The sequence below is a fragment of the Paracoccus tegillarcae genome (assembly GCF_002847305.1).
Classification (GTDB): domain Bacteria; phylum Pseudomonadota; class Alphaproteobacteria; order Rhodobacterales; family Rhodobacteraceae; genus Paracoccus; species Paracoccus tegillarcae.
Genome location: NZ_CP025409.1, coordinates 46,726 through 73,232, shown reverse-complemented (window position 1 = coordinate 73,232; position 26,507 = coordinate 46,726). Strand labels below are relative to the sequence as shown.

General features: G+C 59.9%; 28 protein-coding genes. 18 read left to right on the top strand and 10 right to left on the bottom strand.

The annotated features are described in order from the left end of the window. Window positions 1-105 precede the first annotated feature (105 nt). A complete protein-coding gene (locus CUV01_RS18860) occupies window positions 106-477 on the bottom strand; it encodes a phosphoglycerate kinase (protein WP_101462291.1) in 372 nt (123 codons plus the stop codon). 681 nt (window positions 478-1,158) lie between these two features. Between CUV01_RS18860 and CUV01_RS18855 the strand changes: the two genes are divergently transcribed. Together CUV01_RS18855 and CUV01_RS18850 are read left to right on the top strand one after the other, a co-directional pair. Further along, on the top strand, window positions 1,159-3,045 hold the full coding sequence (locus CUV01_RS18855; protein WP_101462290.1) for a site-specific DNA-methyltransferase: 1,887 nt from the start codon (window positions 1,159-1,161) through the stop codon (window positions 3,043-3,045). Then, complete coding sequence (locus CUV01_RS18850) at window positions 3,042-5,594, top strand: DEAD/DEAH box helicase (protein ID WP_101462289.1); 2,553 nt, start codon at window positions 3,042-3,044, stop codon at window positions 5,592-5,594. Before CUV01_RS18855 ends, CUV01_RS18850 begins: the two co-directional genes overlap by 4 nt. A gap of 74 nt (window positions 5,595-5,668) precedes the next feature. Here CUV01_RS18850 and CUV01_RS18845 read toward each other — a convergent pair whose 3' ends face one another. Further along, window positions 5,669-6,880, bottom strand: coding sequence for a DUF1173 family protein (locus tag CUV01_RS18845; protein WP_157994925.1), 1,212 nt, complete (start codon window positions 6,878-6,880; stop codon window positions 5,669-5,671). A 90-nt stretch (window positions 6,881-6,970) separates the two neighbouring features. Between CUV01_RS18845 and CUV01_RS18840 the strand changes: the two genes are divergently transcribed. The 3 genes from CUV01_RS18840 to CUV01_RS19780 are packed head-to-tail and all read left to right on the top strand — an operon-like array spanning window position 6,971 to window position 7,901. Then, the gene (locus CUV01_RS18840) at window positions 6,971-7,216 is read left to right on the top strand and encodes a type II toxin-antitoxin system VapB family antitoxin (protein WP_101462287.1); all 246 of its coding nucleotides are present in this window, start codon (window positions 6,971-6,973) and stop codon (window positions 7,214-7,216) included. Then, entirely contained in the window at window positions 7,216-7,641 is a 426-nt protein-coding gene (locus tag CUV01_RS18835; RefSeq protein WP_232962805.1) for a type II toxin-antitoxin system VapC family toxin, read from the top strand. Before CUV01_RS18840 ends, CUV01_RS18835 begins: the two co-directional genes overlap by 1 nt. 26 nt (window positions 7,642-7,667) lie before the next feature. After that, the gene (locus CUV01_RS19780) at window positions 7,668-7,901 is read left to right on the top strand and encodes a hypothetical protein (protein ID WP_157994924.1); all 234 of its coding nucleotides are present in this window, start codon (window positions 7,668-7,670) and stop codon (window positions 7,899-7,901) included. Window positions 7,902-8,042: 141 nt separating this feature from the next. Here CUV01_RS19780 and CUV01_RS18830 read toward each other — a convergent pair whose 3' ends face one another. From CUV01_RS18830 to CUV01_RS18815, 4 genes are all read right to left on the bottom strand, one after another. Continuing rightward, window positions 8,043-8,837, bottom strand: a complete 795-nt coding sequence (locus tag CUV01_RS18830; RefSeq protein WP_101462285.1) for an N-6 DNA methylase — start codon at window positions 8,835-8,837, stop codon at window positions 8,043-8,045. Between the two features lie 59 nt (window positions 8,838-8,896). After that, entirely contained in the window at window positions 8,897-9,211 is a 315-nt protein-coding gene (locus tag CUV01_RS18825) for a hypothetical protein (protein WP_101462284.1), read from the bottom strand. A 65-nt stretch (window positions 9,212-9,276) separates the two neighbouring features. Further along, window positions 9,277-9,873 (bottom strand): DUF6927 domain-containing protein, encoded by a 597-nt coding sequence (locus CUV01_RS18820; RefSeq protein ID WP_101462283.1) that lies wholly within the window; start codon window positions 9,871-9,873, stop codon window positions 9,277-9,279. 1 nt (window position 9,874) lies between these two features. Continuing rightward, entirely contained in the window at window positions 9,875-10,501 is a 627-nt protein-coding gene (locus CUV01_RS18815; protein WP_157994923.1) for a hypothetical protein, read from the bottom strand. A gap of 435 nt (window positions 10,502-10,936) precedes the next feature. Between CUV01_RS18815 and CUV01_RS18810 the strand changes: the two genes are divergently transcribed. Further along, complete coding sequence (locus CUV01_RS18810) at window positions 10,937-11,578, top strand: thermonuclease family protein (RefSeq protein WP_101462281.1); 642 nt, start codon at window positions 10,937-10,939, stop codon at window positions 11,576-11,578. A gap of 253 nt (window positions 11,579-11,831) precedes the next feature. On the opposite strand, the gene CUV01_RS18800 is transcribed toward CUV01_RS18810, so the two are convergent. After that, on the bottom strand, window positions 11,832-13,034 hold the full coding sequence (locus CUV01_RS18800) for a DNA polymerase Y family protein (RefSeq protein WP_101462279.1): 1,203 nt from the start codon (window positions 13,032-13,034) through the stop codon (window positions 11,832-11,834). Between the two features lie 52 nt (window positions 13,035-13,086). Here CUV01_RS18800 and CUV01_RS18795 point away from each other — a divergent pair, with 52 nt between their 5' ends. Both CUV01_RS18795 and CUV01_RS18790 read left to right on the top strand, forming a co-directional pair. Continuing rightward, a complete protein-coding gene (locus CUV01_RS18795; RefSeq protein ID WP_101462278.1) occupies window positions 13,087-13,413 on the top strand; it encodes a hypothetical protein in 327 nt (108 codons plus the stop codon). Further along, the gene (locus tag CUV01_RS18790) at window positions 13,379-14,053 is read left to right on the top strand and encodes an SOS response-associated peptidase (protein ID WP_232962804.1); all 675 of its coding nucleotides are present in this window, start codon (window positions 13,379-13,381) and stop codon (window positions 14,051-14,053) included. The genes CUV01_RS18795 and CUV01_RS18790 overlap by 35 nt, the downstream gene beginning before the upstream one ends. Before the next feature lie 250 nt (window positions 14,054-14,303). Here the strand turns inward: CUV01_RS18790 and CUV01_RS18785 are convergent, their stop codons facing one another. The 3 genes from CUV01_RS18785 to CUV01_RS18775 all read right to left on the bottom strand — a co-directional run bounded on the left by CUV01_RS18785 (window position 14,304) and on the right by CUV01_RS18775 (window position 16,843). Then, window positions 14,304-14,615 carry a hypothetical protein gene (locus CUV01_RS18785; RefSeq protein ID WP_101462276.1) on the bottom strand — a complete coding sequence of 104 codons (312 nt, stop codon included), beginning with the start codon at window positions 14,613-14,615 and terminating at the stop codon, window positions 14,304-14,306. Beyond that, window positions 14,612-15,868 (bottom strand): replication initiation protein RepC, encoded by a 1,257-nt coding sequence (gene repC / locus CUV01_RS18780; protein ID WP_277869396.1) that lies wholly within the window; start codon window positions 15,866-15,868, stop codon window positions 14,612-14,614. The genes CUV01_RS18785 and repC overlap by 4 nt, the downstream gene beginning before the upstream one ends. A 306-nt stretch (window positions 15,869-16,174) precedes the next feature. Continuing rightward, window positions 16,175-16,843, bottom strand: coding sequence for a hypothetical protein (locus CUV01_RS18775; protein WP_232962803.1), 669 nt, complete (start codon window positions 16,841-16,843; stop codon window positions 16,175-16,177). Window positions 16,844-17,256: 413 nt separating this feature from the next. Between CUV01_RS18775 and CUV01_RS18770 the strand changes: the two genes are divergently transcribed. The 10 genes from CUV01_RS18770 (at window position 17,257) to CUV01_RS18730 (ending at window position 26,506) form a co-directional block, all read left to right on the top strand. Continuing rightward, on the top strand, window positions 17,257-18,822 hold the full coding sequence (locus CUV01_RS18770) for an RcgA family putative transporter (protein WP_101462313.1): 1,566 nt from the start codon (window positions 17,257-17,259) through the stop codon (window positions 18,820-18,822). A gap of 4 nt (window positions 18,823-18,826) precedes the next feature. Further along, complete coding sequence (locus CUV01_RS18765; protein WP_101462312.1) at window positions 18,827-19,831, top strand: RcgR family putative quorum lactone hydrolase; 1,005 nt, start codon at window positions 18,827-18,829, stop codon at window positions 19,829-19,831. A 524-nt stretch (window positions 19,832-20,355) separates the two neighbouring features. After that, window positions 20,356-20,712: a hypothetical protein gene (locus tag CUV01_RS18760; protein ID WP_101462273.1), complete on the top strand. Its 357-nt coding sequence runs from the start codon at window positions 20,356-20,358 to the stop codon at window positions 20,710-20,712. Between the two features lie 70 nt (window positions 20,713-20,782). Further along, the gene (locus CUV01_RS18755; protein ID WP_338418352.1) at window positions 20,783-21,469 is read left to right on the top strand and encodes a lytic transglycosylase domain-containing protein; all 687 of its coding nucleotides are present in this window, start codon (window positions 20,783-20,785) and stop codon (window positions 21,467-21,469) included. 11 nt (window positions 21,470-21,480) lie between these two features. Further along, window positions 21,481-21,789 (top strand): TrbC/VirB2 family protein, encoded by a 309-nt coding sequence (locus CUV01_RS18750; protein ID WP_157994922.1) that lies wholly within the window; start codon window positions 21,481-21,483, stop codon window positions 21,787-21,789. Beyond that, the gene (locus tag CUV01_RS18745; protein WP_101462271.1) at window positions 21,789-22,067 is read left to right on the top strand and encodes a VirB3 family type IV secretion system protein; all 279 of its coding nucleotides are present in this window, start codon (window positions 21,789-21,791) and stop codon (window positions 22,065-22,067) included. The genes CUV01_RS18750 and CUV01_RS18745 overlap by 1 nt, the downstream gene beginning before the upstream one ends. Further along, a complete protein-coding gene (locus CUV01_RS18740) occupies window positions 22,060-24,423 on the top strand; it encodes a VirB4 family type IV secretion/conjugal transfer ATPase (RefSeq protein WP_101462270.1) in 2,364 nt (787 codons plus the stop codon). The genes CUV01_RS18745 and CUV01_RS18740 overlap by 8 nt, the downstream gene beginning before the upstream one ends. Before the next feature lies 1 nt (window position 24,424). Further along, a complete protein-coding gene (locus CUV01_RS19775) occupies window positions 24,425-24,574 on the top strand; it encodes a hypothetical protein (RefSeq protein WP_156116963.1) in 150 nt (49 codons plus the stop codon). Between the two features lie 31 nt (window positions 24,575-24,605). Then, on the top strand, window positions 24,606-25,718 hold the full coding sequence (locus CUV01_RS18735; protein ID WP_157994921.1) for a lytic transglycosylase domain-containing protein: 1,113 nt from the start codon (window positions 24,606-24,608) through the stop codon (window positions 25,716-25,718). Beyond that, the gene (locus tag CUV01_RS18730; protein ID WP_101462268.1) at window positions 25,715-26,506 is read left to right on the top strand and encodes a type IV secretion system protein; all 792 of its coding nucleotides are present in this window, start codon (window positions 25,715-25,717) and stop codon (window positions 26,504-26,506) included. The genes CUV01_RS18735 and CUV01_RS18730 overlap by 4 nt, the downstream gene beginning before the upstream one ends. Window position 26,507 lies beyond the last annotated feature (1 nt).

The window sequence follows — 26,507 nt, the reverse complement described above, 5'->3', positions numbered from 1 at the left end:
CTCCTTTCACGCTGTGATGGTCGGGGGGGACGTTGGCCGCCCCTCCCCTTTGGCCCGCTCGACAGGCCAGCCCCGGCCCGCCCTTCGCGGCGCGGGCCGATCCGATTACCACCAACAGGAATAGGCGACGGCGCGGCCCTCGCTGATTTCAGCTTTGGCCCATGCACAGAACGCGAGGTCCTGATCGTGATAGGCGTCCGCCTGTTCCTCTTGCGCTTGGTGGCCGTAGAAAAATCCGCCGTGACAGACGGGCAGAGCCTTCTCGCGGATGGCAGTTTCCAGCGCCGTCAGGTCCGCTTCGGTCAGCCGCAACTCACCGCAGTTGAGGTTGTCGGAATGAAGTCCGGTGCGGGCGGTGTAGAGGGCTTCCATCCACGTTTGCAGCCGGGAATGCTTGCGCCACGTGAACTGCGGCACATGGCCACCCTCTGCGGCATTTTCCTCGGAAATGCTGTAGGCGTATTGGTCCAGACCCATGGTCAGTTTCCTTTTTGCGACGGTCCCGCCTTGGTCTTTGCCGTGGTCGGGATGCCCATAATCGGGCGGGGTTTCAGAAGAGGACGCGGAACGCGCGCCTCTCCTGAAACCCTGCCTCCCGGCGAGGGCGGGAAGGGGGCCCGGCAACTTGAAAATCCAGCCGACAAGGGGGTGGTGCGGCCCGCAGCGCACAGCGCGAGGACACGGCCCCGCAGACGGCGCAGTATTTTCTGGTTGACGGGGAAACCGGCGGTTTCCAGACGGCCGCGCTCTGGCGCGGCCAAGCAAAAGCCGGGGCGTTCGGCTTGTCCTATTCCCCCGGCTGGCGTGGCCCGTGGCACACGGGCCTCATGATCCTTGGATAGTGCAGCTTGACCACAGGCTGACGCTCGATCCTTGGCGTCTCGCTTTCAGCCTGCAAGGCCCTGGGCTGCGCTCCGGGCTGGACAACCTGCCGGCGCCGTTGGGCCCGCGACAGGAAATGTCACCCACGGTGCCGAGACGCGTGAACGCGTGGCTCGGGCTGAAGGCAGGTGGAGTCGCGTGCCGTGCTAACGCAATGCCTCCGGCGTTGAGACATGTGCGGCCCCGGTGTATCGCTTGGGGAACGGGCGGCGAGCTTGCCTCGCCAGCCATGAGCCTAACGGGCGGAGTAAACGCCCCAAGAACACGGGACAGGGCATGAGCAAATATGACGATCTTCCCCGCGAGCAGTTGATCGAACTTCTGAAAAAGCGGGACCGCACCAAGAAGCTGGGGCTGGTCTGGGAGCGGGACGAGATCGAGGCGGACAACGCCGTGGACGCCAATTTCGTGGCGGCGACGATCATCCCCGACCTGTCGGACAAGCCCGCGCCCTGGCGGAACATGGTGATCGAGGGCGATAACTACGACGCCCTGCGCTGGCTGCGCATGACCATGGCCGGGCAGATCAACTGCATCTACATCGACCCGCCCTATAACACCGGGGCGAAGGATTGGGTCTATAACGACCATTACGCCAACCCCGAGGATGCCTATTTCCATTCGACCTGGCTGGAGTTCTTGTTCCGCCGCCTGACACTGGCGCGGGATTTGCTGGCCGAGGACGGGGTGATCCTTGTGTCGATCAATGATGACCAGCGGGCCAAGCTGGAATTGCTGATGGACGAGGCCATGCCGGGGATGCGGGTGGGGTCGTTTGCTTGGCGGACAAGAACAGGTGGAAACGACACAAAAGGCGCGTTCCTTTCAGAAAACCATGAGCATGTCCTGATCTACGCCAAGCCGCAGTTTCGGTTTTCGGGGCACGAGAAGACCTATGAGAAGTATATTTTCTGGGATGAGAAGGCCAATGATTGGTATCGTCTGAGCGACATTAGCCAGCCAAAGGACATGACCGAGCGCGAGAATGGGTTCTACGCGATGTATGATCCCAAGACCGACACCTACTATCCGCCAAACCCTCAGCGCGTTTGGCCCGCCCCCTTTCCAAAGGGCGGTCGCAAGGATGCTGAACTTGAAGCTATCAGTGACGTTATGAAAGTCTTTCCGCCTGACGCGGCGGCAAAGGGGGTTATGCCCTCAGGCGATCAAATCGGAAAATGGATAAAGGCTGGTCGGATCGTCTTTCCCGAAGACCAGAAAGTTGTGGTTTGGGAAACACTGGACGAACTGTTGAGCGCAATTGATGCGAGCGAAGTTCCGCTGGCCAAAAAGACCAAGAAGATTTGGCGAGGTATGCCGCACTTGGATTTTTGGGTCGGCAAACGTGTTGGCTTCGGCATTCCGCAGTGGGTCAGATACAAGTCTGAGCTCAAAAACGCAAATCAGCCTTTGTCGTCTTGGATCACGCCTCTCTCCGAAGCAAAGACTGTGCCAGAAGGTGAAGACGCTGACCCTAAAGCTTTCATTGTATCGGGTATGAACCAAGAGGGCACAACCTCCGTTCAAGATATCTTTGGATCTAAAGCATTTAACTACACGAAGCCCGTTTCGTTGATGCGCGAAATGATTCGTCAGGCTGCATCGCCTTTCGACATCGTTCTTGATTTCTTCGCAGGGTCGGCAACCACGGCCCAAGCCGTGATGGAGTTGAACGCAGAAGATGGCGGTGATCGGCGGTTCATCATGGTGTCGTCCACTGAGGCGACCGCCGATGAACCCGACAAGAACCTCTGCCGCGATGTGACGGCGGAGCGCATTCGCCGCCTGAATGCCTCGGACGACAAGAAGTTTGCGGAGCTTGCCGCCGATTTCGCTTATCTACGCTGCCGCGAGATCGAGTTTGAAGACCTCGACCAAGACCTTGCGCCCGCCGAGGTTTGGGCGGCCTTGGAAACCCTGCACCGCCTGCCCATGACCCGCTACACCCAAGCGCCGTGGCAGGAGCACAAGACGGAAGCCCAGACCCTGATCTTCGCGGATCGGGTCAGCACCGAACTGCTGGGCCATCTGCGCGGGGTAGTGGATCGGCGCGAAAATGCCTTTGTTTATGCCTGGGCACCCGGCCAGATCACCGCCGCGCTTGGCGATGCGCTGGACGTGCGATCCGTGCGCACCGAACTGGTCGGAAGGTTCCGCCAATGACGGGTGACGCTGATTTCCGAGTATCGCTGGCCAAGTATCAGTTGAACGCCGTCGATGCGCTGGCTGAGACGCTGCGCACCGTATCCGCCCTGCATGACCGCGAACCCGAACACCGGACGCGGATTTCGCGTGAGTTGGGGGTGATCCTGCTGCAAGCCCCGACCGGATCGGGCAAAACCCTGATGCTGGGCCGTGCGCTGGAAGCCGTGCGTGGGCAGCTTTCGGCCAAGACGGTCTGGTTCTGGTTCGCCCCCTATGCCGGGCTGGTGACGCAGACCCGCAGCGCCCTGACCGCCCAATGCGGCGCGTTGCGCCAGCGCGATGTCTATGCCGACCGCGAGGCAAGTGCTGCGCGGGATGGCGATGTGTTCGTGCAGACCTGGGCCTCGGTCGCCGTGGTCAAGAAGGAAAGCCGCAAGGTCCGCAGTGACAAGGAGGCGTCGCTGTCGGTGGACAGCATGATTGCCGAGTTGCGCGAGCGGGGGTTCCGTATCGGCGTGGTGATCGACGAGGCGCATCTGAATTTCGGCTCGGGTGCTGCGGCGACGGCGGATTTCTTTCTGAATGTGCTCTCGCCCGATTTCACGGTGCTGGCCACGGCCACGCCGAACGATGCCAAGCTGGAAAAGTTTGAACGCGATGCCGGGTTAAAGGTGGCAAGCCGCGTGACGGTTGCCCGTGAGGCCGTGGTGAAGGCGGGGTTGAACAAGATCGGCCTGATGGTCGGCGTGCTGCGGTTCAAGGAAGAGGACCGGGCGCTGATCGACACCGAAGCGGCGACCCTGACGGCGGGATGGTCGCAGCATTCGTTCATCAAGGACAAGCTGGCTGAAAAGGGGATCAGCCTGACGCCGCTGATGCTGGTGCAGGTCGAGGATCAGCAAGAGGGGAAGGAAGACCCGGTTGCGCGGGTGACGGAGCGGCTGATCGAGATCGGGGTGCCCGAGAAGGCGATTGCCGTCCACACCTCGGGCGAGCCCGACCCCGCGTTTCACACGCTGGCCTATGACCCCGAGATCGAGGTTCTGGTGTTCAAGCTGGCCGTAGCGACCGGGTTCGATGCGCCGCGAGCATGGACGCTGGTTTCGGTGCGCCCGTCGCGCGGGCGGGATTTCGGTTTGCAGATCGTGGGGCGGATCATGCGGGTGCATCCGCTGGTGCGTCCGCTGCATGGGTCTGAGCCGCTGCTGGACCGGGGCTATGTCTTCATGTCGGACCCGGAGCTGCAGGTGGGCCTGGATGAGGCCGCCGCCGATCTGAAAGCGGTGCGCGAGGGGATCGCGGTGCTGACCGACACGCTCGACGTGAATGTGTTGGGCAACGATACGCGGGCGGCAGAAAGCTATGGCGCAACGCCGTTGCCGCCCCCGCCCGTGCAAACAGTGCCGGGTGAGACCGAGGGCGACCGGATTGAACGGCAGGTGTCGATGGGGTTGCTGAACCCGAACTATGCCACCGCCTCGCCCCCGCGCCAGCAAAGCGCCTTGAGTGCAGTCGAAGGCTTTTCGGCCCCGGCCACACCGCCTCTGTTCCCGAACCTTCCCGATGTCCTGTCGCCTCGCGTGACACCCGCACAGCCGGTGCCGCAAGAACATCAGGTGAAGTATCTGCTGCGGACGGATTTGGGCATTCCAACCGCGCTTGTGCGGGAGGAACTGCCGAACCTGTTCGACATCGAAGGCGACCTCTGCCCGCAGATCGCCCGCGAGTTTTGCCGGATGGTGCCCATGACCTCGATGTTGCTGGCGGTGAACAGCAACGCCGAACTGTCGATGCGCGACTTGTTCAACGCGGGCCAGACGGATCAGCGCAACCTGAGTGTCAGGATGTCGGCGGCCCGGATCGCGGAACAGGCGCAAGCGCAGCTTATGTTCAATGACGGGATCGACCCCCGCCGCATCCGCGAAGCGGTAGAGGCCGAGCTTGCCCGCTTGTGCCAGAAGGATGGTATCGCCGCGACGAGCCGCGACATTCGCAGGACCATCAACTTGGCGATCCTGCGACAGCCGCAGGCGCTGAAAGAGGCCGTTCGCATCGCACAGGGCCATCACATCCGCTTAGAGAGTAACGAGCCAGTCCCGACAGAACAATTTGGCCCGAAGGACGCGCCAAAGGCCAAGAAGGGGGCCTACGGGGCTTTCATCGGTCGTTACAACCGACCAGAGCGGGCCTTTGTCGAAATGCTGGACAATGACGACACGGGCCGGATCAAGTGGTGGCTGCGCAACCCGGAAAACGAGAAGTGGGCAACGCGGCTGATCCTGCCGACCGGAAAGCGGTTCTTCCCTGATTTCGTTGTGGGCGTCAGCGGACGGCGCACCCGCGACAGTATCGCATTGGTCGAGATCAAGGATGACGGAGAAACCGGGAGGCTGCACTCGGACAGCAATGCGATCAAAATTCGCTCAGAGCACAGCGAATACAAGAAGGTCTTCTGGTCCTACCGGGAGGCAGAAGGCATATTTTTGAAAGCCGTGTGGAACCATTCTTACAACCGAATTTTCGGGGCGGGACCGTTTGAAATCGAAGACATGGTCATGATTCACTAGGGCTTTGATGACGCGTTTTGAAGCTCGTCTAGCGAAAACCGCTCCGAGGGTGCTGGCTGGCTACCTTGCTTCTCTTATCCAGCAGCTGGCAATCCCGGCATGTCATCATCCTGCGCCGGCCAGATCCACGCCGGATAGACGCCTTCTGCTGCGATTTCGACCAGTTCGCGTTCGAGTTCGGGTTGGAGTGCTTGCGATGGGCAGTAAAGAGCGGTGGGGGGCGAGGTGTCGAGCATCACGGCATTGGCGATCGGGGCGTCCTGGCGCATGTTGTAGCGTAGACTTTTGCTGAAATGGCGATCTCGCATGGCCTCGATCAGACGCAGCTCGCGATCATGATCGAAGGGGATCCACTGTGCCGTGACGGCCATAACGGCGATCTGCCGGATCTCGGCATAGTTGCCGCGCATGTTGAAGGTGGCGATGACGATCAGATGGGCGCCTTCGACGGCCTCCACGTCGCGGATCTTGTCACCGGCAAGCTTGTCGAAACGGGCGCACAGCTCCTCTTCCATGAAAAAGGCCATGTCAGGCAGATGCTTGAACCGAATCCTCCGGCCATATTGGGACGGCTCCATGTCCTTCAGCTCGGCCACAAGCACGCCCAGGGGCATGGGCTTGCCCTTGACCGGCTGAAGGTGATGCAGGAAGCGCCGACGCGCGGCGGCCAGTTCGTCCTTCTTCTCGGCGGAAAACATGGGCGGCACGAACAGGACCGAGGACAGCGGCATGGATTTCGCATTGGCGCGCTCGGCCGCGGCGGTCAGTTCGCGATGAACGATCCACCAGGACCGGCGCGCATAGGCGGGGCGCCACATGGTCAGGCCGGCGGCATCCCAGAGGAAATGCAGCAAGCCAAGGAGACCCAGCTTGCTGGGGCTGGCCTCGGCCACGGTGGGTTCGTGATCGCCGGCATCCGGGGCAACGCCCCTCCGGCCTCGGACCGAAAGGGGGAAATCCAGCTTGAGAGTGGTTTCGCCGCTGTCATCGGTGGTGATGGCCTTGCCCTCGACCTGACCAAGACCCGACAGTTCCGGCGGCATGGCGAAGCTGTCGCAGGAGGGGTCATGGGCGTGTCCGGTGCCGGGCATCCGCTTCAGATAAAATTCGCCCTGGATCTTGGCGACATACATGAGCGGGGATGCTGATGAACAGAGGCAAGCCGGCCGGGCCTTGTTCCGATGCGCCGTAGCGAGAATGCCTTGCCAATTGGGTGATGCGGCATCGAAGGTATCAGCACCGAGCTGATAGCGGCTGGCGGGGACGGCAATATCGGCTGAACGCATAAAGATCACCTGTCGATAATCACTGACCTCGGGAATTGCAGAAATCTATCTTGATGTGTATATACCGATTATACATCAGAGGATATACACATGGCAATCCTGATCAGAGGCGACGAGATCGACGCATTGGTCGAAAAATACTGTGCCATGACGGGCCAGAGCAACAAGAGCGAGGCGGTGCGCCGGGCACTGGCGGCACAGATCGAGGCGCTGGCGGCGAAAGAAAGCCTGGCGGACCGGGTTGCGAAGATCCAGCGGCAGGCGGCTGACGGCGGGTTCGTCTCCCCGAAAAGCTCCGACAAGGCGTTCATGGATGAGATGTGGGGCGAGAACTGATGTTTCTCGATGCCAGCGCGCTGGTCGCGGTGCTGCTGCGGGAATCGGACGGCACCGCGCTGCTGAAGGCGATGGAGGCCGCACGCGGCACGCTGCGCTTTTCACCAGTGGTGCGGATGGAGGCGGTGCTGGCACTGGTGCGCGCGCGGATCGAGACGCGCGGCAAGGGACCGGCCACTGCCGCCGACTACGCCGATGCGACCGGGCTGGTCGATCAGCTGCTGGAAGCCCTCGAAGCGCAGGACATGCCGATCACCAGCGAGATCGGCAAGGGCGCGATCGCGGCGCTGGCAATCTACGGCAAGCAGGTGGGCCACCCGGCGCAGCTGAACATGGGCGATGCGCTGTCCTATGCCTGCGCGAAGGCCGAACAGGTTCCGCTGCTCTACAAGGGACGGGATTTCAGCGAAACCGATCTGGCGTAGCAGAGATGGAGTAGAAAGGGCGTTTAATGGCTAAGAACGGTGAGGCACGGTGGTCTGCATATGCAACGATCATAGCCGCGGTAATAGGTGCCGTTGCATTACTTGGTGCAGCGTGGATCAGTCAAAAGTGGTCATTAATTGCCGACAAGGAGGATGACAGCCATCTAATCTGTAAAACAGAAGACGGTCAGATTGGTAAAGTTCAAGCAGTACCCGCGACAGAGACCCGCTCTGCCTACCTTGATTGTGTAGCCAAATAATCATTTCCTCAAGTATTTCATAAAGAAAAAGGCCGCCCAAGGGCGGCCCAAGTGAACCTTCGTCGCAGAAGGAAAACCTGAAAACTGGGATCGGTGATCCCCTTTCGTTCTCGGTCAGAATAGGCAACGCAATGGCCTGCGTCAATCGCATTGCCAGACAGCGCAAGCCTGGACCGGCGCGGTGCTGTGCAGCAGCTCGCGCGTCCGGGCGCGGGCCTCTTCCTCGGCCTGCGCGGCACGGCGGGCGACGTCCTTCTGCTTCGCGAACGGATCGCCATGCAGTCCATAGAACACCGGCGCAGACGCTGTATATGACTGCTCGAACACCTCCAGCGAAAGGCTGTTGCCGTTGATCACCCGACCGGCGATGCCGCGCGTGCTGATCTGGATATAGGCCATGTGGAAAGTGCTGCGGAACAGTTCGACCGCCTCAACCCAGATATGCCTGGCCGGATCAAAGCCCTGGCTTTCGAGCGCATCGGCCATCGCCAGAACCATGCCACCGGCACCGGCGGCGGGTTCGGACACAGTGATGAAGCCCTGCGCCTCAATCTGGCGAGCGGTATCGCCAAGGCTTATTTCAGCCATCAGGCGGCTGACCTCATAGGGCGTGAAAAATTGCCCGAGGCCCGCATCGAGCGCGCCGATCTCGGCCGCGACCTGGCCGATGAAGTCGATGCCGCCGCCGGCGATGGCCTCGATGGCGACCGCCATCATTTCAGGCATGCGCCGCACATCGTCCTTGTTCGGGAACCTGCCGACGCAGTCCATGTATTGTGCTTCCAGCCGGTCCCGCTGATCGGAGAACGGGGAGGCGCGCTTGGCAAGCGCGCAATAGGCCATTTCGCAGAACAGGCGGAAGATCTCGGTGCGGGTTTTCGAGCGGTCAAACTGATCGAGGGCGCGCAGGAATGCGGTCACGGCGGGGTGGGCCATGTCAAAATCCTTGTGGGGATGGGGCAGGGTGCCGCGCCATCAGGCGCGGCGCGCGGGCATTACTGGTCGCGTGATACGCTCAGCGCCAGCATGATCGCCGTCTTGTTGGCGGCCACATCATTGCTGACCTGATCATAGGGTTTCGACCAATCAACCGGCGTCTGCAGAAGGGCGTCCATGATCGCGAAAGCACCTTTCCGGGTGCGGCGATCGCCGCCCCGTCCGCCGCCGATGCTCATGCCGGATGCGACATGAACGACCTGCCAGCGTTTGTGCTGCTTGAAAACGCCAAGCCCCGACCGGCAATAGGCGGTCACGGTCTGATCGCCATAGAGGCTGTTCGGGATGGTGATCATCTGTTGTGCATGGGTCATGGAACTGATCCTTGAATGTCGGGGGACACGGGTGCAGCCGCGCCATCGGGCGCGGCGCTGCCGGGTCAGATGCGGGTCCAGTCGCGGGACATGATGTTGCTGATGGAATAGCGCCCGCCGGTTTCGGTGCTGATGAACACCGTTCGGTTGCTGCGCCCCCATTTTTCCTTTGAGACGCGGAAGGTCTGCAACTCAGCGCCATCCGAAAACCGCAGGGGCGTTGCCAGACAGATCACGTCACCGGGTTTCATGCGGCGGCTGTTGCGCGCCGCGTGGTCGCGGCAGCGCTGCCGCCAGTCGAGGGCGTATTCGGCGCTTGTCGGTGACAGCAGGTCCAGCAGTTTCGCCGGGGCCTGGGCCTGATTGGGGCCGCTGGTTTCGTCCATGTCCTTATAGCCCCACTCGCCCTTGCTGGTCGTGGTCAGGAACACGGCGGCAAAAGTATAGCCGCCGGTGGCGTCAGTCTCGAAATGCCCGGTGGGGTCGCGCCCGGTGTCCAGTCGGCCAGCGGCAGGTTCCGCGCGGATCGCCGCATACCAGACCGAGCCCTTGCGGCTGATCAGGACGGGGAAACCCCGTCCATTCTCGCTGTCCCAGGTGCAGAGCCGGGCGATTTCATCGCGGATGCAGGCGGGGGTGTCGGGATAGATGAGCCAGCCCATATCAGCCCCTCCGCGCATTGAGGGCGAACAGGATCAGGTCCCGCAGTTCTTCCAGCGGATGCGCGTCCGCGTCATCCATGCGCGCATCGGCGTCGTCTTGGTCGGGGATTTCATCCAGAATGCGCTGTGCCAGCAGGTCGACCAGATCGGGCAGGCGGGTATTGGCATAAGCGTGTGACAGGTCGCGGTATTCGACCAGTTCGCCGGTCAGGTCCACGATCCGGGCGAGGGTTTCGCCGATCTCGCCCCAAGGGGCATCATGGACAATCTGCCATTCTTCGGCGTCCCGGTGAAACCCATAGACCGACCAGAAATCATGCTCGCCGGGATCGCAGACTTCGATACTGCCACCCATGTCGCGGACGGGGGACAGGCGGAAGCCTGAGAAGGCAAAGATGGTCGTGCCGCACGGCAGCCCGTTGAAATGCTGCGCCAGCGCGGCTTGGTCAATCTGCTGACCAGCCCGGCGATACCGAACGGCGCTAACCCATTTGCCAGCATCGGCTGCCTTCGCGCGCAGATCGTCCAGCGTGAAGGTGCCGAGATAGTCCCCGGTCACATCGAACGCGGCCCAGAGATTGAGCCAGCGGCCTTCGTTACGGGTCAGGCCATCAAAATTGTGAAACATGGTCATCTTCCATTTTGCGACGGTCCCGCCTTGGTCGTTGCCTTGTGCGGGGTGCCCATCATCGGGCGGGGTTTCTGGCGAGGTCGCGGGGACCGCGCGCCTCTCCTGAAACCCTGCCTCCCGGCGAGGGCAGGAGGGGGACCCGATCAGGGGTCGGCCGTAGGGGCGAGGGGAGGGGGATCACCCGGCCTGCACGGAGCGCGCCGCGCGAAGGAAGGCCGGGGACACCCCTTGCCCCGTCAAGCGGACGCGCCCTTGAACGGGGGAACCGGCGGTTCCCATGACGGCTGCGGAACGCGGCCAAACAAAAGCCGGGGCGTTCGGTTTTGTCCGAATCCCCCGGCTGGCGTGGCCCGCGATATGCGGGCCTCCATCGATCTTCATGGCCGTCCGGAAATGCTTGTCCCGTGATCAGAAGTTGCCGATGATCATTCGATGACACTGACCCGACAATTCATCCTTGCCGCACTCTTCATCGCCACCTCATCGACAGCCGCCTTCGCGCAGACGCGCGTGGTGGATGGCGATACCTTCGACCTCGACGGACTTCGCATCAGAATCAACGGCATAGATGCCCCGGAACTTGGGCAGCGCTGCGGCGATTGGGATTGCGGCCAGGCGGCGCTGGACCAGCTCGACACGCTGATTTCAGCAGGCACGGTCAGCTGCGAGGCGCTGGACCAGGACAAATACGGACGCACGATTGCCCGCTGTGATGCCGATGGTCAGGATCTCGGTGATGCCATGATTGCAGCGGGCCTGGCTCGCGCCTTCACGCGCTATTCAGATGACTATGTCGGTGCAGAGGAAATCGCCCGGACGGCGGCGGTCGGCATCTGGCAAGGCGATTACGAGACGCCCTGGGATTTCCGGGACCGGAAATGGGCTGAGGCCACCCAGCAGGCACCGGAGGGCTGCCCGATCAAGGGCAATATTTCGTCGGGTGGCAAGATTTACCACGCGCCATGGTCGCCGTGGTATGGAAAGACCCGGATCAATGTCGCCAAGGGCGAACGCTGGTTCTGTTCCGAAGATGAAGCCATCACTGCTGGCTGGCGCGCGCCGATCTGGCGGTGAACATCATTCTCTGCGATTGTTTTTCGAAACGCTGCTATTGACGAGAGGTGAGATGACAGCACGGGCGATAGGGACGATTTGCGGCGCGGCGCTTGGTTTCTTGATTGGTGCCGGCACCGGCATTGTCGGTGGACCTTTCGGTGCGATGGCTGGGGTGCTGGTGTTCACCACGGGCGGCGCTATCTGGGGCTTCAGCGCTGGTCCCGACCTAGCCCGCCAAATCAGTCGCTGGCGCTCGAAGTGAGGAACAGTCCTACCCACGCTCGAAAAACCCCGGATGCGGTGCATTGAGACCAAACCGGATGGCGCCATCGCCAAAGCGGGCATTGATCTGATCGAGTGCCTTCGAGATCTGCTCGCCCCGCGTCAGTTCGGCCGGGGCAAGGGGAAGGAGCAAATCTCCTTGCCGCGCGGTCAGAAGATCGACATCGCCCAGATGGACGCCAAGGCTGATGATCGCACCGGGCCGAACGCTGCGCCAGAGGCGTATCCAGAGGGCGCGGTGCAGCCTGAGAAAGATCGCCGTGTCCTGGGTCGGAAAGCAGCTGACATTTCGCGCCCAAGTGCCGCCAGCCAGAAAGCTGACCGTGAGGCTGAACCGGGCCGCAACGCGACCATCGCGGCGCAGACGGGCGCTCGCCTTCTCGACCAGCCAGCGGCCGACATGATAGGCGCGGACCGGATCGCGAAACTCCGGGGCCAGCACCTTGCTGTTGCCGAACCCTCCGCGCTCGGTGGCAATGAGCGGGATCTCCATACCTTGCAACATCCGCACGAAGCGTTCGCCCTCGACCGATCGCCAGATCAACCGGGCGTGGCGCGGATCGAGCGCATGGAGACTTGGAATATCGAAGATGCGTGCGCGGTAAAGCCGGGCCTTCATCGCCTCTGAAATCCCCGGCAGATCGTCCAGGGAAAGATGGGCGATGGCCTGGGGCATGTTTTCAGGGGAAAGCCAGCGGCAGCCATCGGGCTTTTCGAGCTTGCCGGCGATCTTGGCCAAGAGATGATTTGGCCCGATCCCTGCGGAAAACCGCAGGCAGATGCCGACCTCTGCCGCGACCGCCGCTTTCAGCCGGGCGACGAGACCCGTCGCACCGGCAAGGCTGCGTGCCTCGCCGGACAGGGCCAACTGGAACTCATCGACGCTGCGGATATGGGTCAGTTCGGCATGGCGATCGAGCACATCGGCGACGGCCAGGTTGAAGCGGACATAGAGGCGATGGCGGGAGGGCAGGAAGGTGATGCCGGGGCAGAGCCGGCGGGCATCGCGCACGCTGGTGCCGGTTTTCACGCCGAAGGCCTTGGCCTCATAGGAGGCGGCGACACAGGCGCCGGAGCCCGAATCGACGGCGGTGATCGCGACGGGTCGGCCGCGGAGGCCTGGGTTGAGTTGCTGTTCGACGCTCGCGAAGAAGCTGTTCATGTCGAGATATAGAATGCGGAACGGACCCATGCGCTAAACCTGCCGGATGGTGTTTTCGCCTCTATGTTCTATTTTTGTTCTTATGGATCGCAAGCAGCAATTGAGAAACGTCGCGTTCGGCGGGGCCTGGTCGGAACAGATCGCGGGCCGCGAGGCCATCGCGGCCGCGATTGAGACCCTGAAGCGGGCGGCCGCCGGCGCTGCGCGCCGCGATCCTCGAACGGCCGAGGTGATTACAGCGCTTGATTTGCTTTGCAAAAATCACTCGAAAGGCGACATATTGCGGGATGCATGGAGGCGAGGCGCGACCTGGGAACCGGCACCGCGCCGTATCCGCGAACTGGCCCGGATCGCCGATTTGCTGGCGGCGGGGCATGGAGACGGCAAGGCAAGGTCAGGCGATGTGTAATAAGTACGCCAACACTCTGGAGCAGATCCTGATGCGGGAGTATTTCCAGGTGATGCGTGAGCATGATCGCTTGGGCAATGCCGAGCCTCTGCCCGCGATCTGGCCGAAATATGAGGCACCGGTGGTGCGGCTGCCCCCGGAGGGTGATCGCGAGCTGGTCAGAATGCATTGGGGTTTCCTGACGCCGCAGGTCTCGAAGAAGACCGGCAAGCCGATCAAACCTGCGGCCTGGAACAATGCGCGGGACGACAAGCTGCGGACGGCACCGCTCTGGAAGGACAGCTTTCGCAATCGCCGCTGCCTGATCCCTGCCAGTGCCTTTTGCGAAACGAAGGGGCGCAGCCCCGCGATAGATGTGTGGTTCGGCGTCGGACAGGAAAGCAACCCGTCACCCTTTGCCTTCGCGGGCCTTTGGCGCGAGGGGCAAGCTGGCGTCGAGGATGAGGAGGGCACCTGGCTCACGCATACGATGGTGACGACGGTCGCGAACGACTTGGTGAAACCTGTTCATCCACTGCGAATGCCCGTGATTCTCGCCCCTGAGGATTACGGTACCTGGCTCGCCGGCGATGACGAGGCAGCCTTTGCGCTCCTTAAGCCCTATCCGCCCGACCGGATGTTCGTGTTCAAGGGCGACTGATCGACCGAGCCGGTTGTCCAGATCACAAGGCCCTGTCCAAAGGCAGGCCGCGTCGGTCCTTGCAGGCTGACAGCGAGACATCACGGATCGAGCGTCAGCCTGGGGTCAACCGGCGGAGCCCAAAAGGCGCGACCGCAGGGATGCACCCGGCGCATATGGCGGATAGTCGCTATCCGAAAGCGGAAAGCGGATATCGCATAGTGGATAGTGGTTGTTGCACCACGCATCCACTGTTTTCCTCCGCTCGCGATCATTCGGCATAGGGCGCGGCCTCTTCGGTCAGCCCCATCCGATCCGCCCGGTCCCAGAATGCCTGGTGCCGGGTGGAAATTTCGCGGGCGCGGGCGAACGCCTCCAGGCGGGCGGCATCGAGGCAGGCGATATAGGGCGAAAATTCAGAGAAATACCGCTCGAAATCCTCGGCGACGATATCGGCATATTCGCTGAAGGTGGCGTCGTCGTCTGGCATGAACGGCTCTTCGGGCGGAACACAGATCCTGTCCTGCCCGAGCGTGGGTCCACTGAACGCCAACAGCCCGATCAGCCAGATTCCGGGCCTCATGTCGGGTCCTCCCCTCGTTTCCGTTCGCTGAGGCCGATCAGGCTGCGGATCAGGTGCAGATCGCCCTCGCGATATTTCTTGATCATGCCGCGCAGATAGCCACCGGGCTTGAAGATCGTGGTGCCAGGCTCGGCCTTTCGGGCATCGAGGATGAAGACCGAGAGCATGGCGCTGTCCTCGCCCATGACCTCTTTTGCAGCCGTCCAGGCATCCGGGCTGATCCCGAGTTCGGGCACCCTACGCTCGGCTGCCCATACGAAATCATGGAACCGAAGAGAGCGAGGTTCGGCCCGGCCACTCAGGTAAAACTGCATTTCTGGCGATGCGAGCCTGAACAGCCGCTCCGGGCCGAGCTTGGCGATAAATTCGCTCTTGAACGCACCGCTGGCCGCCCCATCATTTTTTTCACTGCAATTCGTGCCGCCGTTAGGCGGCGCGACAGAAGAATTGTCGTGCGCGGGCTTGCCCGCGCGCCGCTGATGGACGCGTGCGTTACAGATACGAGAAGATTCTTGGGTTGTATCTTGTATATAGGGGCGCTCGTTTTCGAGCGGTCCACCGATTGATTCTTCTACTTTTTCGAGAAGATCAAGGGTGGTTCTGCACAGGTTATCCGCATCCTCGACATGGGCCGTCAGCGTCGCGAGATCCATGATGTGAAGCTGGTCGGCCGAAGGCCATTGCTCCAGGCCCGCGCGGATCTCACCGATCCGGGGATGATGGGGGGCGATCTCGCAGAGATGATCCAAGGCGCGGACCAGGTGCCGGCGATGGGTGCTGCGCTGGCCGCGCAGATATTTGGCCTGCTGTCGCACGGCGGTCAGGCGCTCATCGAGGGCCATCAGCTCATCTGCGCGGGCGATGGCAGCGCTGAGATAGAGCCCAGTCCCGGCAGCGCGTGAGCGGCTGCCATTGGCGCCGGTGCGCCTTTCGATCAGCCCGGCAAGTTCCAGCTCGACGGTGATGGCGCGCAAGCGCGGCTGTGACAGGCCGAGCATTTTGGCGACCTCGCCAGCCTCGGCATAAATGACGGGGGACCGATCCTCCGAGATCCAGTCACTCGGCCGTGTCAGCGCGGCCAGCCGCACAAAGGCATGGGCTGCGGCACGGCCTACACCTAGGACGGGCGCGACACGTTCGACCAGGACCGCGAAACTGTCGCGCTGCATCCGTCCCGGCAGGACAGGGTGAACATCTGAAGGGTCGCGGTATGACCGCGTTGCGGCGGGATGAACCGCCCGTGGATAAGTCATTCTTCTGCTCCTCGTTTCCGTTGAGGCGCAAGGAAGCCGGGCAAGATTTCTGTGTTCGCGCTGGCGCGTTTTTTGCTTGATCTGCTTTTCGGGAGGACGTACAAAAGAGCCTAACATTGGTGGCTATTCAGGTTTGCCGACCTGTTTGCACGATCCCCCCCGCCGGGTTCCCCGCGCGGGGGTTCGCTTTTTCTGGGTCTGGTTGATCCTCGCTCGATGATTCTTGTTTTGTCTTATCCAGAGAACCTACAGTTTATAGTGGGTCCGGGCAATTCTTGATCAATCGCCCCGGGCAGCACCCAATATCTAGTAGCGGACAACCTCAAAGCCGTGGTTGCCGAAGTAGTCGGTCCATTCGACACCAACGCCTCGGAAGCGGCCTGCAGCTTCACACGGGCTGTCCGGCTGTATGTTGGCATCGAGCCAGTGTGGTGCTGCAAGAATGTCGAAGCGCGCCCACGTGAAGTCGCCCTGCGTGCCATATTCGCCCAGGCGCGCGCGGCTTCGGCTTCTCCAGCAGTATTCGTCATCAGAGCTGTGATGGACACGCTGTGACCAGTCGATGTCGTAGACCTTGATGGAGCGAACGAAGTCATAGATGGGATCAGAGATATCTACATCGGCCTTCGGTCCTGTTGCGATTCTTAAAGCCAGGTCTCGCGCAAGCTCATTTTCCTGGTTGTAGCTCTGAGCGGGAAGTACCGTGGTGCTGATCGACCAGAGGCGGTCTGATGGGCGCGGAGTCTCAAGCGAAGCACCCATCGGACAGCGCCAGATCTGCAGTGGTGGCTCAATGGGCCAGGGCGTGATCCTGCGAATGAACTCGGCCCTTGCGGCGGCGCACTCGGCAGAAGCAGGCCATCCGCCTGCGAGGCACAGGAGGATGGCGCAGTCTATGGGGTAGGCGCTGGCGGGGGTGGCGGTCGACACCGCTAGGGAAGAAGCGAAAAATATAGAAACGCTACGGACGGCCATGCGCATCTCCTTGCAAGTTGTGAATCAATCTTGCAAGATTGTATAGCGCTATTGACGTTGGGGGCAAGTGAATGCACCTGTTCGCTCCAAGTAATCGCCCAAGACTGTTTGTCGCGATTGGCCAGACCCTGTGCTGTCTGAAGGCCGAATCAACCATACGATGCCTTCCCGGCCGGTCTTTGTGACATAACGAAGCCCAATGCCGTCTCGTTGGTATATTTCGTCAGTGAATCTGTTGCCCGGTCGCATAAGAACATATCTCCAATATAGAGTGCTCAGTTATCGATTGCGCCACCGTGGTGGCCCACGATCGCGCGGCGATTGAGTTCGACTGTCGATAGCAATCTTGAGGAGTAAGTCACGATAAGTTACGAATTAGGGTGAAACCATACGACATGACAGAGACTAAGGCATTGTTAAAAAATGGTAAAATTTTTCTTCCGCCGCCCCAAGATGGCAGTGACATTAAGGAGATTTTGAGACGGGTAGTTTCATCTGGTGCCGGACGAAACGTTGGAGAAGATGGCTTTCCACCGGGATCATGGTCTCCGGAGTTGTTGGCGGAAGCAATCTCACAGCTTGACAGCAATGGGGTTGGCGTCGACCTCAGGACTGTTCAGCATTGGTTTCAAGATAACGAGAAGGGCATCAGCCAAGCCAATATCAGGTGGCTGGCGCGGGTCTTGGGCTGCGATGATCCGAATGCCACGAGCGAATGGCAGATTGCGCTTGGAGCTGCGCAGTCACGTCTGGCTGCGAGGAGGCGGAAGCAACGCACCGAAAGCGAGGGGGTTGTTAACGATCAGACCTCGGAGGTTGATGAAAGTATTGTCGACCACGCACAGCGAACGAACAGAGATGGCCGGTCCTTAAGCCTTGCGGTGCGAACCGAAGCAATTTTTAGTAAAGGCTCACCGCTTGACCTACCCTCTGCGGTATTTGGCGGAGCCGTCGCACTTGGCTTTCTTTCGTACTTGCTTGGCATTCATAGTATTAGATACGATCTTGGCGATGGTGCTCTAAAGGAGGTAGGATTTCTTTGGGCGCCCAATTGGACTTTGTTGTTTATGGTCTTAATGCCACTGTCTTTTACTGTCGCGAGCAATTGTATTGCGCTATGGAAGCAATACAGGCAGAGCTTAGATGCAGAAGATGCGGGCCTCAGGGTAAATAAATCGTGGTCCGATAGTTACAGTGCTTTCAATCATACGCACTGGATCGTGCTTATAATTTGCTTGGTGTTTGCTGGGGTTATACAATGGATAGCCATTAGGTTACGGCCGATTCTCAGCGGTGAAGGACACTATGCGCCAGATTGGGGTAATTTTTCAAATATTCGCCCAGACTTAATTTCGGCGCCAACTGAAGTTCTTTTCACGGGATTGGCATATCTTTACATGGCGGTTTTCTTCTATTTGTTTTTCTCAAGCTTAATTTTAGTTTTTGCGATAACACATGATTACGCCGAAATAACTTCGCAAAGCGGCGAGATTGTCAACAAGCGCTGTAACTTTGACTGCCGAAGCATTGCATATAAAATTTTCACTGCGTCGTTTAGGTGCACTTGCTTGGGGTTGCTGATAGCGATTTGCATGAAGCTGCAAAGCACCTATACAGCAACAGGCAGAGGAAACATTATTGTTTGGATGTTTGATGATGCGCTGTCAGGCCTCAGCCAGCCGCTCGGGCCAGGAACTTCTGTCGCCTATAGTTTACCGACACATTACAGCAGTTTGATTGTAGCGTTGTCAAGCTTGGTGGTATTTATATCTGGAACACTAAATTTAGAAGGCGCAAAATTGTTTCATCGAACGCTTGGGAAGATGACATTTGTGGTGGCGATATTGTGCTGCGCTTATCTGCTGATTGGCTCGTTCGTGGGCTTCTCAATTCTTCTGTTTGTGTCTGTTCTGTTAGCTTTGTGTGGAATACTAAGACCGGGCTTTGATCGAGACGATTTTGTCGATGCTGAGGGGTGATTGCGTGTATCATAGATGGCTTGATCGTTGGGACGAGCGAAGAGCGGTCGAAGGTGAGCTTGGAAAGAATGTTGGTAGCTATGTATTAGATGGACACCTTGCGTTTTCGAACTCTCAAAAGTTGGTGAAGGTGAGTGATTTCAGCGATCTGGCATTGCGCGCGATGCATGATAAAACTTTTTTCGATCCGCCCTCTTTATCTCTGTCGAAGATAAATTCCGTAGATGGATTTATAAGTTTCCCTTCAGCATTTGTTTCAAGCATAGATGCTAATAACATTGTTGTTACAAAGCTTACCCAAGGCAGCAAATCAAAGCATGCTGTCGTCGTTTTCCACCAATGGAATGCTCGCAAACGACAGCCACGTCTCGCAGCTTATCTTGCAAATCGTGGTATTTCAGTTGCTGAAATGGCGTTACCCTATCATTTAGAGAGAAGCCGGCGCGGTGCCACGCACAGTGACTTTATGCTCAGTGCAAACCTTGGTCGGACGATTGCGTCGTTTCGGCAGGCTGTTTGGGATGGCCGAAATCTAGTTCAATGCTTAAGAAATAGAGGCTATCAGGAAATTTCTGTTCTGGGGTTTAGTCTCGGCGCTTGGATTGCAGGCATAGTGGCGGCGCATGATGATAGCGTCGAAAAGGCTTCGTTATTTTTGCCGGCGGGAAGTCTGGCTGACATGGTATGGACTGGTCGTGCGACGCGACAGATTCGGATGCAGCTTGAGGCTTCGATATGTTTGGCAGATCTAAATGCCGCGTGGAGACCTCTGAATCTTGAGGATTATTCTGTTAGGCTTGCTAGAAACGGGCTGGCGTTGCAGGTTGTCGTCGCTGAGCGGGACAAGGTTGTTCTACCGTGTTTATCAGAAAGGTTGATTGCGCGTCTCCGTGGCTTCGGTGCCGAACCGGATGTCGTTCGCTTGAACTGCGGCCACTATTCGATAGCGAGACTGCCCTACGTTCTCTTTGCGGGGACTCGTCTGGCGTCATTTTTGCGCGGAAGTTAACATCCAAAAGAGCGCTCCTGTTCAATCTTAGCGGCGATGGTCGACCGAAACATCAATCAATACGGAGATGCGGCGCCACGCGGACTGGGCTGCTCACCATAGTTTTTACCCAGGTCTGTGAACTCCTCCCGGAAATCTGTCTAAGAGTTGGGGAGGAGCTCACTGTCCACTCGGTCGGTGCGCCATGATCTGCACGAGCACGCACCGGTGGCCAGCGCGCTAAGATGAAGTTTTAGCGGAGTCGCCGGTACCGAGACCAGAGTGGCCCCTATCAGGTCTGATTGAGTTGCGGCTAAAACGCCCCGTCTTTGATTTTTCGCTTGTTGGCCCCTCTGCAGAAAACGACTACACAAGTAGCACTTGCCGTTAGGCATGAAGACGATCTTGCAACATTGGCCACGTTTTTTGATGCTTGCCGATATTACAAGGTTGCTGACGAACTTATAATGTCGTATGCCTGGGTGACTAACCACTGCAGGCACTGCGACCGTCTATGGAGACGGAATGTGTCAAGGCCTGCCCTTATGAAGTCGCCCTACTTTGTTCTGGATCAGGCAGAAGAATTCATGGATTACTTGCGCGATGGCTGGCACTTCGACGTGCTCTGCCGGACGGACGCCTACTTACGCAACTCATACTGGTACGGCGAGTGGGTTGTTGTTCTCGTCTCGCCCGATGAGAAACAAGAGATTCCATTGCTCAAGGCGAGGCGCGGCGGGACAGCCGACGACATGCGGCTGTTCAAGACTGTCAACGGAATGTACTCGTTCTGCAAACAATACTCTGTTTCATCTCCGATCATCCCATCATTTGCCGGCGATCGTGAGCGGCAGCGCGTTAGCCTACCAGGGACCCGCGAGCCAACTCAAAGGTCGGAATAGCAGCGAGCGTCATAAAGGCTTTGACAGAGCTAGGCAGTCGCGGTCGTGCTCGACAGCGAACACTTTCTGCATGTTGCTGTCCTGTGCGCTGATTTTCTTGCTTTCGAGCGGTGCCTGCAGCCTGGCTGACGTAATCCGGTTTGGGTCATCTTCTGGAGGCGAGCAGGCCGCGACTGATCCCCAGAACCGGGCTGTTTATCGATATGATCAGGCGGGCAAACTCATAGTCCCGGCAAAACCCCCAGAGCAGCAAGTCGAGGACCTCGGTGCGGCGGCGGCTTCAACCTCGGGCCAGATGAATTTCATCGCGACGCGCGGGGCGGTCGGCGACTATTCGACGCCGCTGGAAGGGGTGCGTGCGACCGCGGCGAGATATCAGAACCACCCGGCTATTTCCGCTGCCGGTTTGACCCGCGCGGAATGGATTGCCCTGTTCCAGGCGATGATCTGGCAGGAATCGCGGTTCAATCCGAGGGCGGTCAGTCCGAAGGGTGCGCGCGGTCTGGCGCAGCTGATGCCCGGAACGGCGGCGCGGCTCGGGGTCGATCCAAGAGATCCAATGCAGAATCTGGACGGCGGCGCCCGCTATTTGCTCATGCAGCTTCAGACCTTCAAATCTCCGACGCTGGCGCTTGCCGCCTATAACGCCGGCCCCGGCGCCGTCCAGAAATACGGCGGCGTCCCACCTTATCGCGAAACAAGGAATTACGTGGTGACGATCCTGTCGCACCACGCCCGATTGATGGCAGCAAAATGAAAGGATTTGCCATGACGAAATTGAATTTCACGCAATTGGCATTGTGCCTCCTGATGGTGGCGCTTGTCGGGCTGGTTGCGACGGATGCCATGGCCCAGCAGGTCCAGTTCAGCAAGATCGACACGCTCGGCACGAGCTTTCTGACCTGGCTCAAGGGCAACCCGATCACGATCTTCTTCACGGTGGCCCTGATCGTGACCGGGCTCCTGGCTGCCTTCAATCGCATCAGCTGGATGTGGGTGCTGATGATCTGTGTCGGCGCATTCTTTGCATTCGGCGCGACCAATATCGTCACCCAGCTGAAGGCGGTGTTCACCTGATGACCGAGAGAACCCCCGTCATTCTCGGGCTTTCGAGGCAGGCCAATCTTGCTGGCCTGCCCATGCCCTATACGCTGGCGGTGGGGGCGCTGATCATGTTGCCCTTCATCTGGTTCAAGTGGATGCCATGGCTGCTGACTGGCCTATTCTGGTATCCGGCAGCCCGTGTCGCCGCGATCATCAACCCACACGGCCATCGTGTGCTGGCCGTCATTTTTCAACGGACGCCGCCGAAACTGGCGGTAACCGGGGAAAAGAGGGTGCGTCGCTATGTTTAACGCCCGCGACATGAACGAGTTGAGCGAGCGTGCGCGGGCGGTCCTGCCGGCCGACATGAAGCTCTACCGGCACATGCCCTATGTGCTTGAGGTCGATGACGAAACGATCCGCACTCGCGAAAATGGCCTGATGATGGCTATGGAAGTGACCGGCATCGACGGCACGACCAGTTCGGACGGCGATATCCGCGAATTGCGGCGGGCGTTTGCACATGTCCTCGACGGATTGGACGAACGCTTCACGATCTATGTCCACCGGATGATGCGCCCGGCCGAGTTCGGATTGAAGCCGATCCGTGGCGACGGATTTGCGGCGGATGTGGATCGTGCCTGGCAGGCGCATCTGGACAGCAGGAACCTGCATGATTTCGTGCTGGTGCTGACGGTCGTTCGCAACCAGGTGCAGCCCTTGCGGGTGCCGCTCTTCGGGAAGGCGGCCAATCGCCTTCTCGACAACAATACGGCCAAGCGGCTGCACGAATTGCGTGAGGTTGTGTCGATCATCGAGACAAGCTTTGCGGTTCGCACGCGCCGGTTGAAGATCGGTGACGGAAGCCTTCTTGGCTTCCTGTCGGCCATCAACACGGCGGTTCTGCGCAAGGAATATCGTGGGTCACGGACCATGATCGCCGAGGATGTGTCGAATATCGCCGTGGCTTTCGATCCGAACAGGGGATCGATGAAGGTCGAAGAAGGTTTCGACCGGCCGCGGTATGCGGCGACGCTGGCAATCTGGAAATACAGTGAAACCACCTGGCCGGGGATGCTCGATGCGCTCGACACCTCGATTGACACGGTGATCTGCCATTCCTTCACCCCGGTCGCAAATCACAAGATTTCGGGGCGGGTGAAGCGCCGCGTCAACCAGATCCGTGCCGCTGGCGATCTGGTGCCGACGATCGAGGCGCAACTGCTCCAAGCTGCCGATGACGTGGAGACCGGAAAACTCGGGATCGGTGCGCATCAGCTGTCGATCACGATCTTCGCAGACAGTGAAGCGGAACTGGACGCCCGCGTCTCTCATATCCGGGGAATTGCCGAGCGGATGAAGGTGACGCTGACGCGCACCATGCGTGCGCAGGAGGCGACCTTCTTCGCACAGCACCCCGGCAACCAGGACTATCAGTGCTTTGAAATGGCTGTCAGCACGGTCACATTCGCCGATATGGCATCGCTGCACATGGAAGATGCCGGCACACCGGCGGAGGGTTTGCCCTGGCAGACGCCGATCACGGTGATGGAAACAGCGGGCGGTTGCGCGCATCGCTTCAGTTGGCACAAGCCCGGCAAGCCAGCGCCCGCCGACCCGACGCTTGGACACACGCTGGTTCTCGGCCCGTCCGATGCAGGTAAATCGACGACGATGGCCTTTCTGGCGACGCAGGCGATGCGGGCCGGTATCCGTCTCATCCTCTTCGACAAGGACAAGGCGTTGCGTCCCGTCGTGACGGCGCTTGGTGGCCGTTATGCGGAGATCCTTGCCGGTCAGCCGACCGGGCTGAACCCACTTCTGACCGAAAGCGGCCCGCGTGGCGAGGCCTGGCAGATGGACTGGCTGTCAACGCTGGTGGAACGCGGCGGCCAGAAACTGACACCGCAGCAGTCGGATGCGCTGAAATCGGCGATCCGGCAGAACGGGCAGGCCCCGGCCGAGCTTCGGGACTTCCGACATTTCCAGGACCTGATCGGCGATGTGAACGATGGCCGCAATCTGGCTATGCGGATCGGCGAATGGGGACCGGCGGGCCGTTATGGCTGGGTTTTCGGCGAAGCGGATCGCCCGATTGTCGATTTCGAGGGTGCGGGCAATGTGCTCGGGATCGATCTGACGGAGATCCTTGACCTGCCGATCGAGCGCACGGCGGTGCTGAGTTATATCTTCCGGCGCCTCGAACTGATGTTCGAGGATCATATTCCGACTGCCCTGCTGATCGATGAGGCCAGCCGGGTGATGGATGACAATTATTTCTCGCTGCGGGTTCCGAAATGGCTGCCGACCGTGCGGAAACAGAACGTCCTGATGTTCCTGATGACGCAGTTTCCGAGCCAGATACGGGACAGCAAGGCGAAGTCGATCCTCGAAGGTCTGCCGAACCGGATGCTGTTTCCGAACAGCCGCGCGACCGAGCGGGACTATGACGGCTATGGCCTGACCGAGAACCAGATCGGCTTTCTGCTGAATGGATCGCGCGGACAGCGCGAAGTGCTGTTCAATGGTCATACCGGCTCGACAGTGCTGAATGCCGATCTGTCCGCATTGGGACCACTCCTGGCCGCGCTTGGCAGCGATACTGCCGCGAAACAGGCTTTTGGCGAGGATTACGCAAAGATACCGAATTTCTGGAGGACCGAATAAGATGACGAAGGCGATTATCCTGCTTCTGACCGCCCTGCCGCTGCTGGCAGCCTGTGGCGAGACACCGATCAAAAAGAGCAACTGCTGGTCCAGCATGGCCCTGCTTCCCTCTGACGATTGCGATTTCCGTTATGTTCCTGCGGCGAAGTGACCGGACGGGCAGGCGGACGACCTGCCTGCTGATGGCGGCCAGCGTGACCGCGGCACCGCTTGCGGTACTGGCCCAGGGTGTGCCCGATATCGACGCCAAGGGCATTCTCGCCATCATCCTGCAACTCGACACCGGCCATGAAACCAGGACTGCGGAGATCGAGGAAACCGCGCGGCAGACGGAGCTTCTGGCGCGGGAAAAGGAACAGCTGGCGGCGCTCGATGGCACGCTGGAACTGCTGACCGGCACCAGCGCCTTCATTCCGGGGCTGGAAGAGGGCGGCGGCGCAGGCAGTGCCTATGCGGCCTCGACGGTCTATGCGATCGACGACAATAATCCCTATGTTGACCGGATCATGGGCGATGCGCCCGTGACGATCGAACAGATGATCGCAGAAACCGCGATCAAGTTCGGGGGCCATCCCGCGCTTGGCCGCGCGGGCATCAATGCCGTTGAGTTCCGCTGCTGGTTCCAGGCACTGGTGAAGCAGGAATCGAATTTCTCCATCGGCGCGAAAAGCCCGAAGGCAGCCTTCGGCCTCACGCAGATCATCCCCGGCACGGCGCAATATCTCGGCATATATCCGGCCTATTACGACGATCCGCGCCTGCAACTGGACGGCGGCGCCCGATACCTGCTGGAACAGTTGGGCAAGTTCGGCTCGATGGAACTGGCGCTTGCCGCCTATAATGCCGGTCCAGGCGCGGTCCAGAAATACAATGGCGTCCCGCCTTACAAGGAAACCCAGGATTATGTGCGCAAGATCAGCGGCTATTACAGCCGCTATGCCGCGCGCATGGGCGGCGCGGCCGATGCGATCGGCACGCTCGATCCCAAGGATCTGGCGATTGCCGAAGCCTCGAACCTCTCGGATGCCGGGACGCATTACGCCGCCTGGTCAATGGACACGATGACTGCTTCCGCCACGCGGCTGCGGTCGATCGTCAGCCAGATCGAGGGCACGCAGTCGGTGAAGGAAGCGATGGATCTGAACACCTATGCGCGGGGCGAGGTTGCGCGGATGGGCAATATCCTGATCCGGCTGATGGCGACACGCCAGAAGATCGAGGCGGCGCGGAATGCGCTGCTGATCCAGGCCTATATCGAAGATGAAAAATATTTGCAGGTGAGGTTACAGCCATGATTTTGACGAAGATGAAACTCGGCCTGACCGTGCTGGCGATCATGGCCGCGCCGACTGCCTTTGGCCAGGGCGTGCCGACGATCGACGTGACCAGCATCGCCAAGCTCCAAGAAATGATCGCCGAACAGAAGCTTCAGCTGCGCGAGCAGATCGCGCAGAATGTGAAGCTGGACGAGCAGACGCTGAAGCTGGTCGAACAGATCAGGACGCTGGAAGCGCAGCTCGATGCGCTGCGCAACGGGTTGAGCCTGGCCGATCTCGGCCTCGATCCGGCCAGTTTCCTGCGCGATATCCTGCCCGATTTCTCGGACCTGTCGAAATCACTCGATGCGGCCAAGGCGGGCAACTGGTCCGGCGTGCTGGCAAATGCCAGCCAGATCGGCGGCACCAGTGTCAGCGGCTATGTGGACAAGACGTTTGAACAATCCGGCATCGAACGCAGCGATGTGGATGCACTGGCAAGCAGCGACGATCCTTCGGCTGCGCGCATCGGCAACCAGGCCAATGTCGGCGCTTTCATGTCGGTGGCTGCGGAAAGCTCTTCGCAGGCGGCACGGGAAAGCCTGACGCGGATGGACGGTTTCATGCAGCAGATCGGCGACACGACGAACCTGAAGGAAGCCATCGATCTGAATACGCGCGTGACCGGGGAGCTTGGTATCGCGCTGGCGAATATCTGGGCGATGGAGGCGGTGCAGACCGTGAGCCTTGGCGAAGCCGGGATCATGGATGCCGCGACTGCCGCCGATGAAGAGAAATACCTGACCATCAAGCTGCCGGAGGATTGAG

What these genes read in the sequence shown, in the direction of transcription:
- CUV01_RS18860 (WP_101462291.1), bottom strand. Translation starts at nt 477, where the DNA reads ATGGGTCTGGACCAATACGCCTACAGCATTTCCGAGGAAAATGCCGCA.
- CUV01_RS18855 (WP_101462290.1), top strand. Translation starts at nt 1,159, where the DNA reads ATGAGCAAATATGACGATCTTCCCCGCGAGCAGTTGATCGAACTTCTG.
- CUV01_RS18850 (WP_101462289.1), top strand. Translation starts at nt 3,042, where the DNA reads ATGACGGGTGACGCTGATTTCCGAGTATCGCTGGCCAAGTATCAGTTG.
- CUV01_RS18845 (WP_157994925.1), bottom strand. Translation starts at nt 6,880, where the DNA reads ATGCGTTCAGCCGATATTGCCGTCCCCGCCAGCCGCTATCAGCTCGGT.
- CUV01_RS18840 (WP_101462287.1), top strand. Translation starts at nt 6,971, where the DNA reads ATGGCAATCCTGATCAGAGGCGACGAGATCGACGCATTGGTCGAAAAA.
- CUV01_RS18835 (WP_232962805.1), top strand. Translation starts at nt 7,216, where the DNA reads ATGTTTCTCGATGCCAGCGCGCTGGTCGCGGTGCTGCTGCGGGAATCG.
- CUV01_RS19780 (WP_157994924.1), top strand. Translation starts at nt 7,668, where the DNA reads ATGGCTAAGAACGGTGAGGCACGGTGGTCTGCATATGCAACGATCATA.
- CUV01_RS18830 (WP_101462285.1), bottom strand. Translation starts at nt 8,837, where the DNA reads ATGGCCCACCCCGCCGTGACCGCATTCCTGCGCGCCCTCGATCAGTTT.
- CUV01_RS18825 (WP_101462284.1), bottom strand. Translation starts at nt 9,211, where the DNA reads ATGACCCATGCACAACAGATGATCACCATCCCGAACAGCCTCTATGGC.
- CUV01_RS18820 (WP_101462283.1), bottom strand. Translation starts at nt 9,873, where the DNA reads ATGGGCTGGCTCATCTATCCCGACACCCCCGCCTGCATCCGCGATGAA.
- CUV01_RS18815 (WP_157994923.1), bottom strand. Translation starts at nt 10,501, where the DNA reads ATGTTTCACAATTTTGATGGCCTGACCCGTAACGAAGGCCGCTGGCTC.
- CUV01_RS18810 (WP_101462281.1), top strand. Translation starts at nt 10,937, where the DNA reads ATGACACTGACCCGACAATTCATCCTTGCCGCACTCTTCATCGCCACC.
- CUV01_RS18800 (WP_101462279.1), bottom strand. Translation starts at nt 13,034, where the DNA reads ATGGGTCCGTTCCGCATTCTATATCTCGACATGAACAGCTTCTTCGCG.
- CUV01_RS18795 (WP_101462278.1), top strand. Translation starts at nt 13,087, where the DNA reads ATGGATCGCAAGCAGCAATTGAGAAACGTCGCGTTCGGCGGGGCCTGG.
- CUV01_RS18790 (WP_232962804.1), top strand. Translation starts at nt 13,379, where the DNA reads ATGGAGACGGCAAGGCAAGGTCAGGCGATGTGTAATAAGTACGCCAAC.
- CUV01_RS18785 (WP_101462276.1), bottom strand. Translation starts at nt 14,615, where the DNA reads ATGAGGCCCGGAATCTGGCTGATCGGGCTGTTGGCGTTCAGTGGACCC.
- repC (WP_277869396.1), bottom strand. Translation starts at nt 15,868, where the DNA reads ATGACTTATCCACGGGCGGTTCATCCCGCCGCAACGCGGTCATACCGC.
- CUV01_RS18775 (WP_232962803.1), bottom strand. Translation starts at nt 16,843, where the DNA reads ATGGCCGTCCGTAGCGTTTCTATATTTTTCGCTTCTTCCCTAGCGGTG.
- CUV01_RS18760 (WP_101462273.1), top strand. Translation starts at nt 20,356, where the DNA reads ATGAAGTCGCCCTACTTTGTTCTGGATCAGGCAGAAGAATTCATGGAT.
- CUV01_RS18755 (WP_338418352.1), top strand. Translation starts at nt 20,783, where the DNA reads ATGTTGCTGTCCTGTGCGCTGATTTTCTTGCTTTCGAGCGGTGCCTGC.
- CUV01_RS18750 (WP_157994922.1), top strand. Translation starts at nt 21,481, where the DNA reads ATGACGAAATTGAATTTCACGCAATTGGCATTGTGCCTCCTGATGGTG.
- CUV01_RS18745 (WP_101462271.1), top strand. Translation starts at nt 21,789, where the DNA reads ATGACCGAGAGAACCCCCGTCATTCTCGGGCTTTCGAGGCAGGCCAAT.
- CUV01_RS18740 (WP_101462270.1), top strand. Translation starts at nt 22,060, where the DNA reads ATGTTTAACGCCCGCGACATGAACGAGTTGAGCGAGCGTGCGCGGGCG.
- CUV01_RS19775 (WP_156116963.1), top strand. Translation starts at nt 24,425, where the DNA reads ATGACGAAGGCGATTATCCTGCTTCTGACCGCCCTGCCGCTGCTGGCA.
- CUV01_RS18735 (WP_157994921.1), top strand. Translation starts at nt 24,606, where the DNA reads ATGGCGGCCAGCGTGACCGCGGCACCGCTTGCGGTACTGGCCCAGGGT.
- CUV01_RS18730 (WP_101462268.1), top strand. Translation starts at nt 25,715, where the DNA reads ATGATTTTGACGAAGATGAAACTCGGCCTGACCGTGCTGGCGATCATG.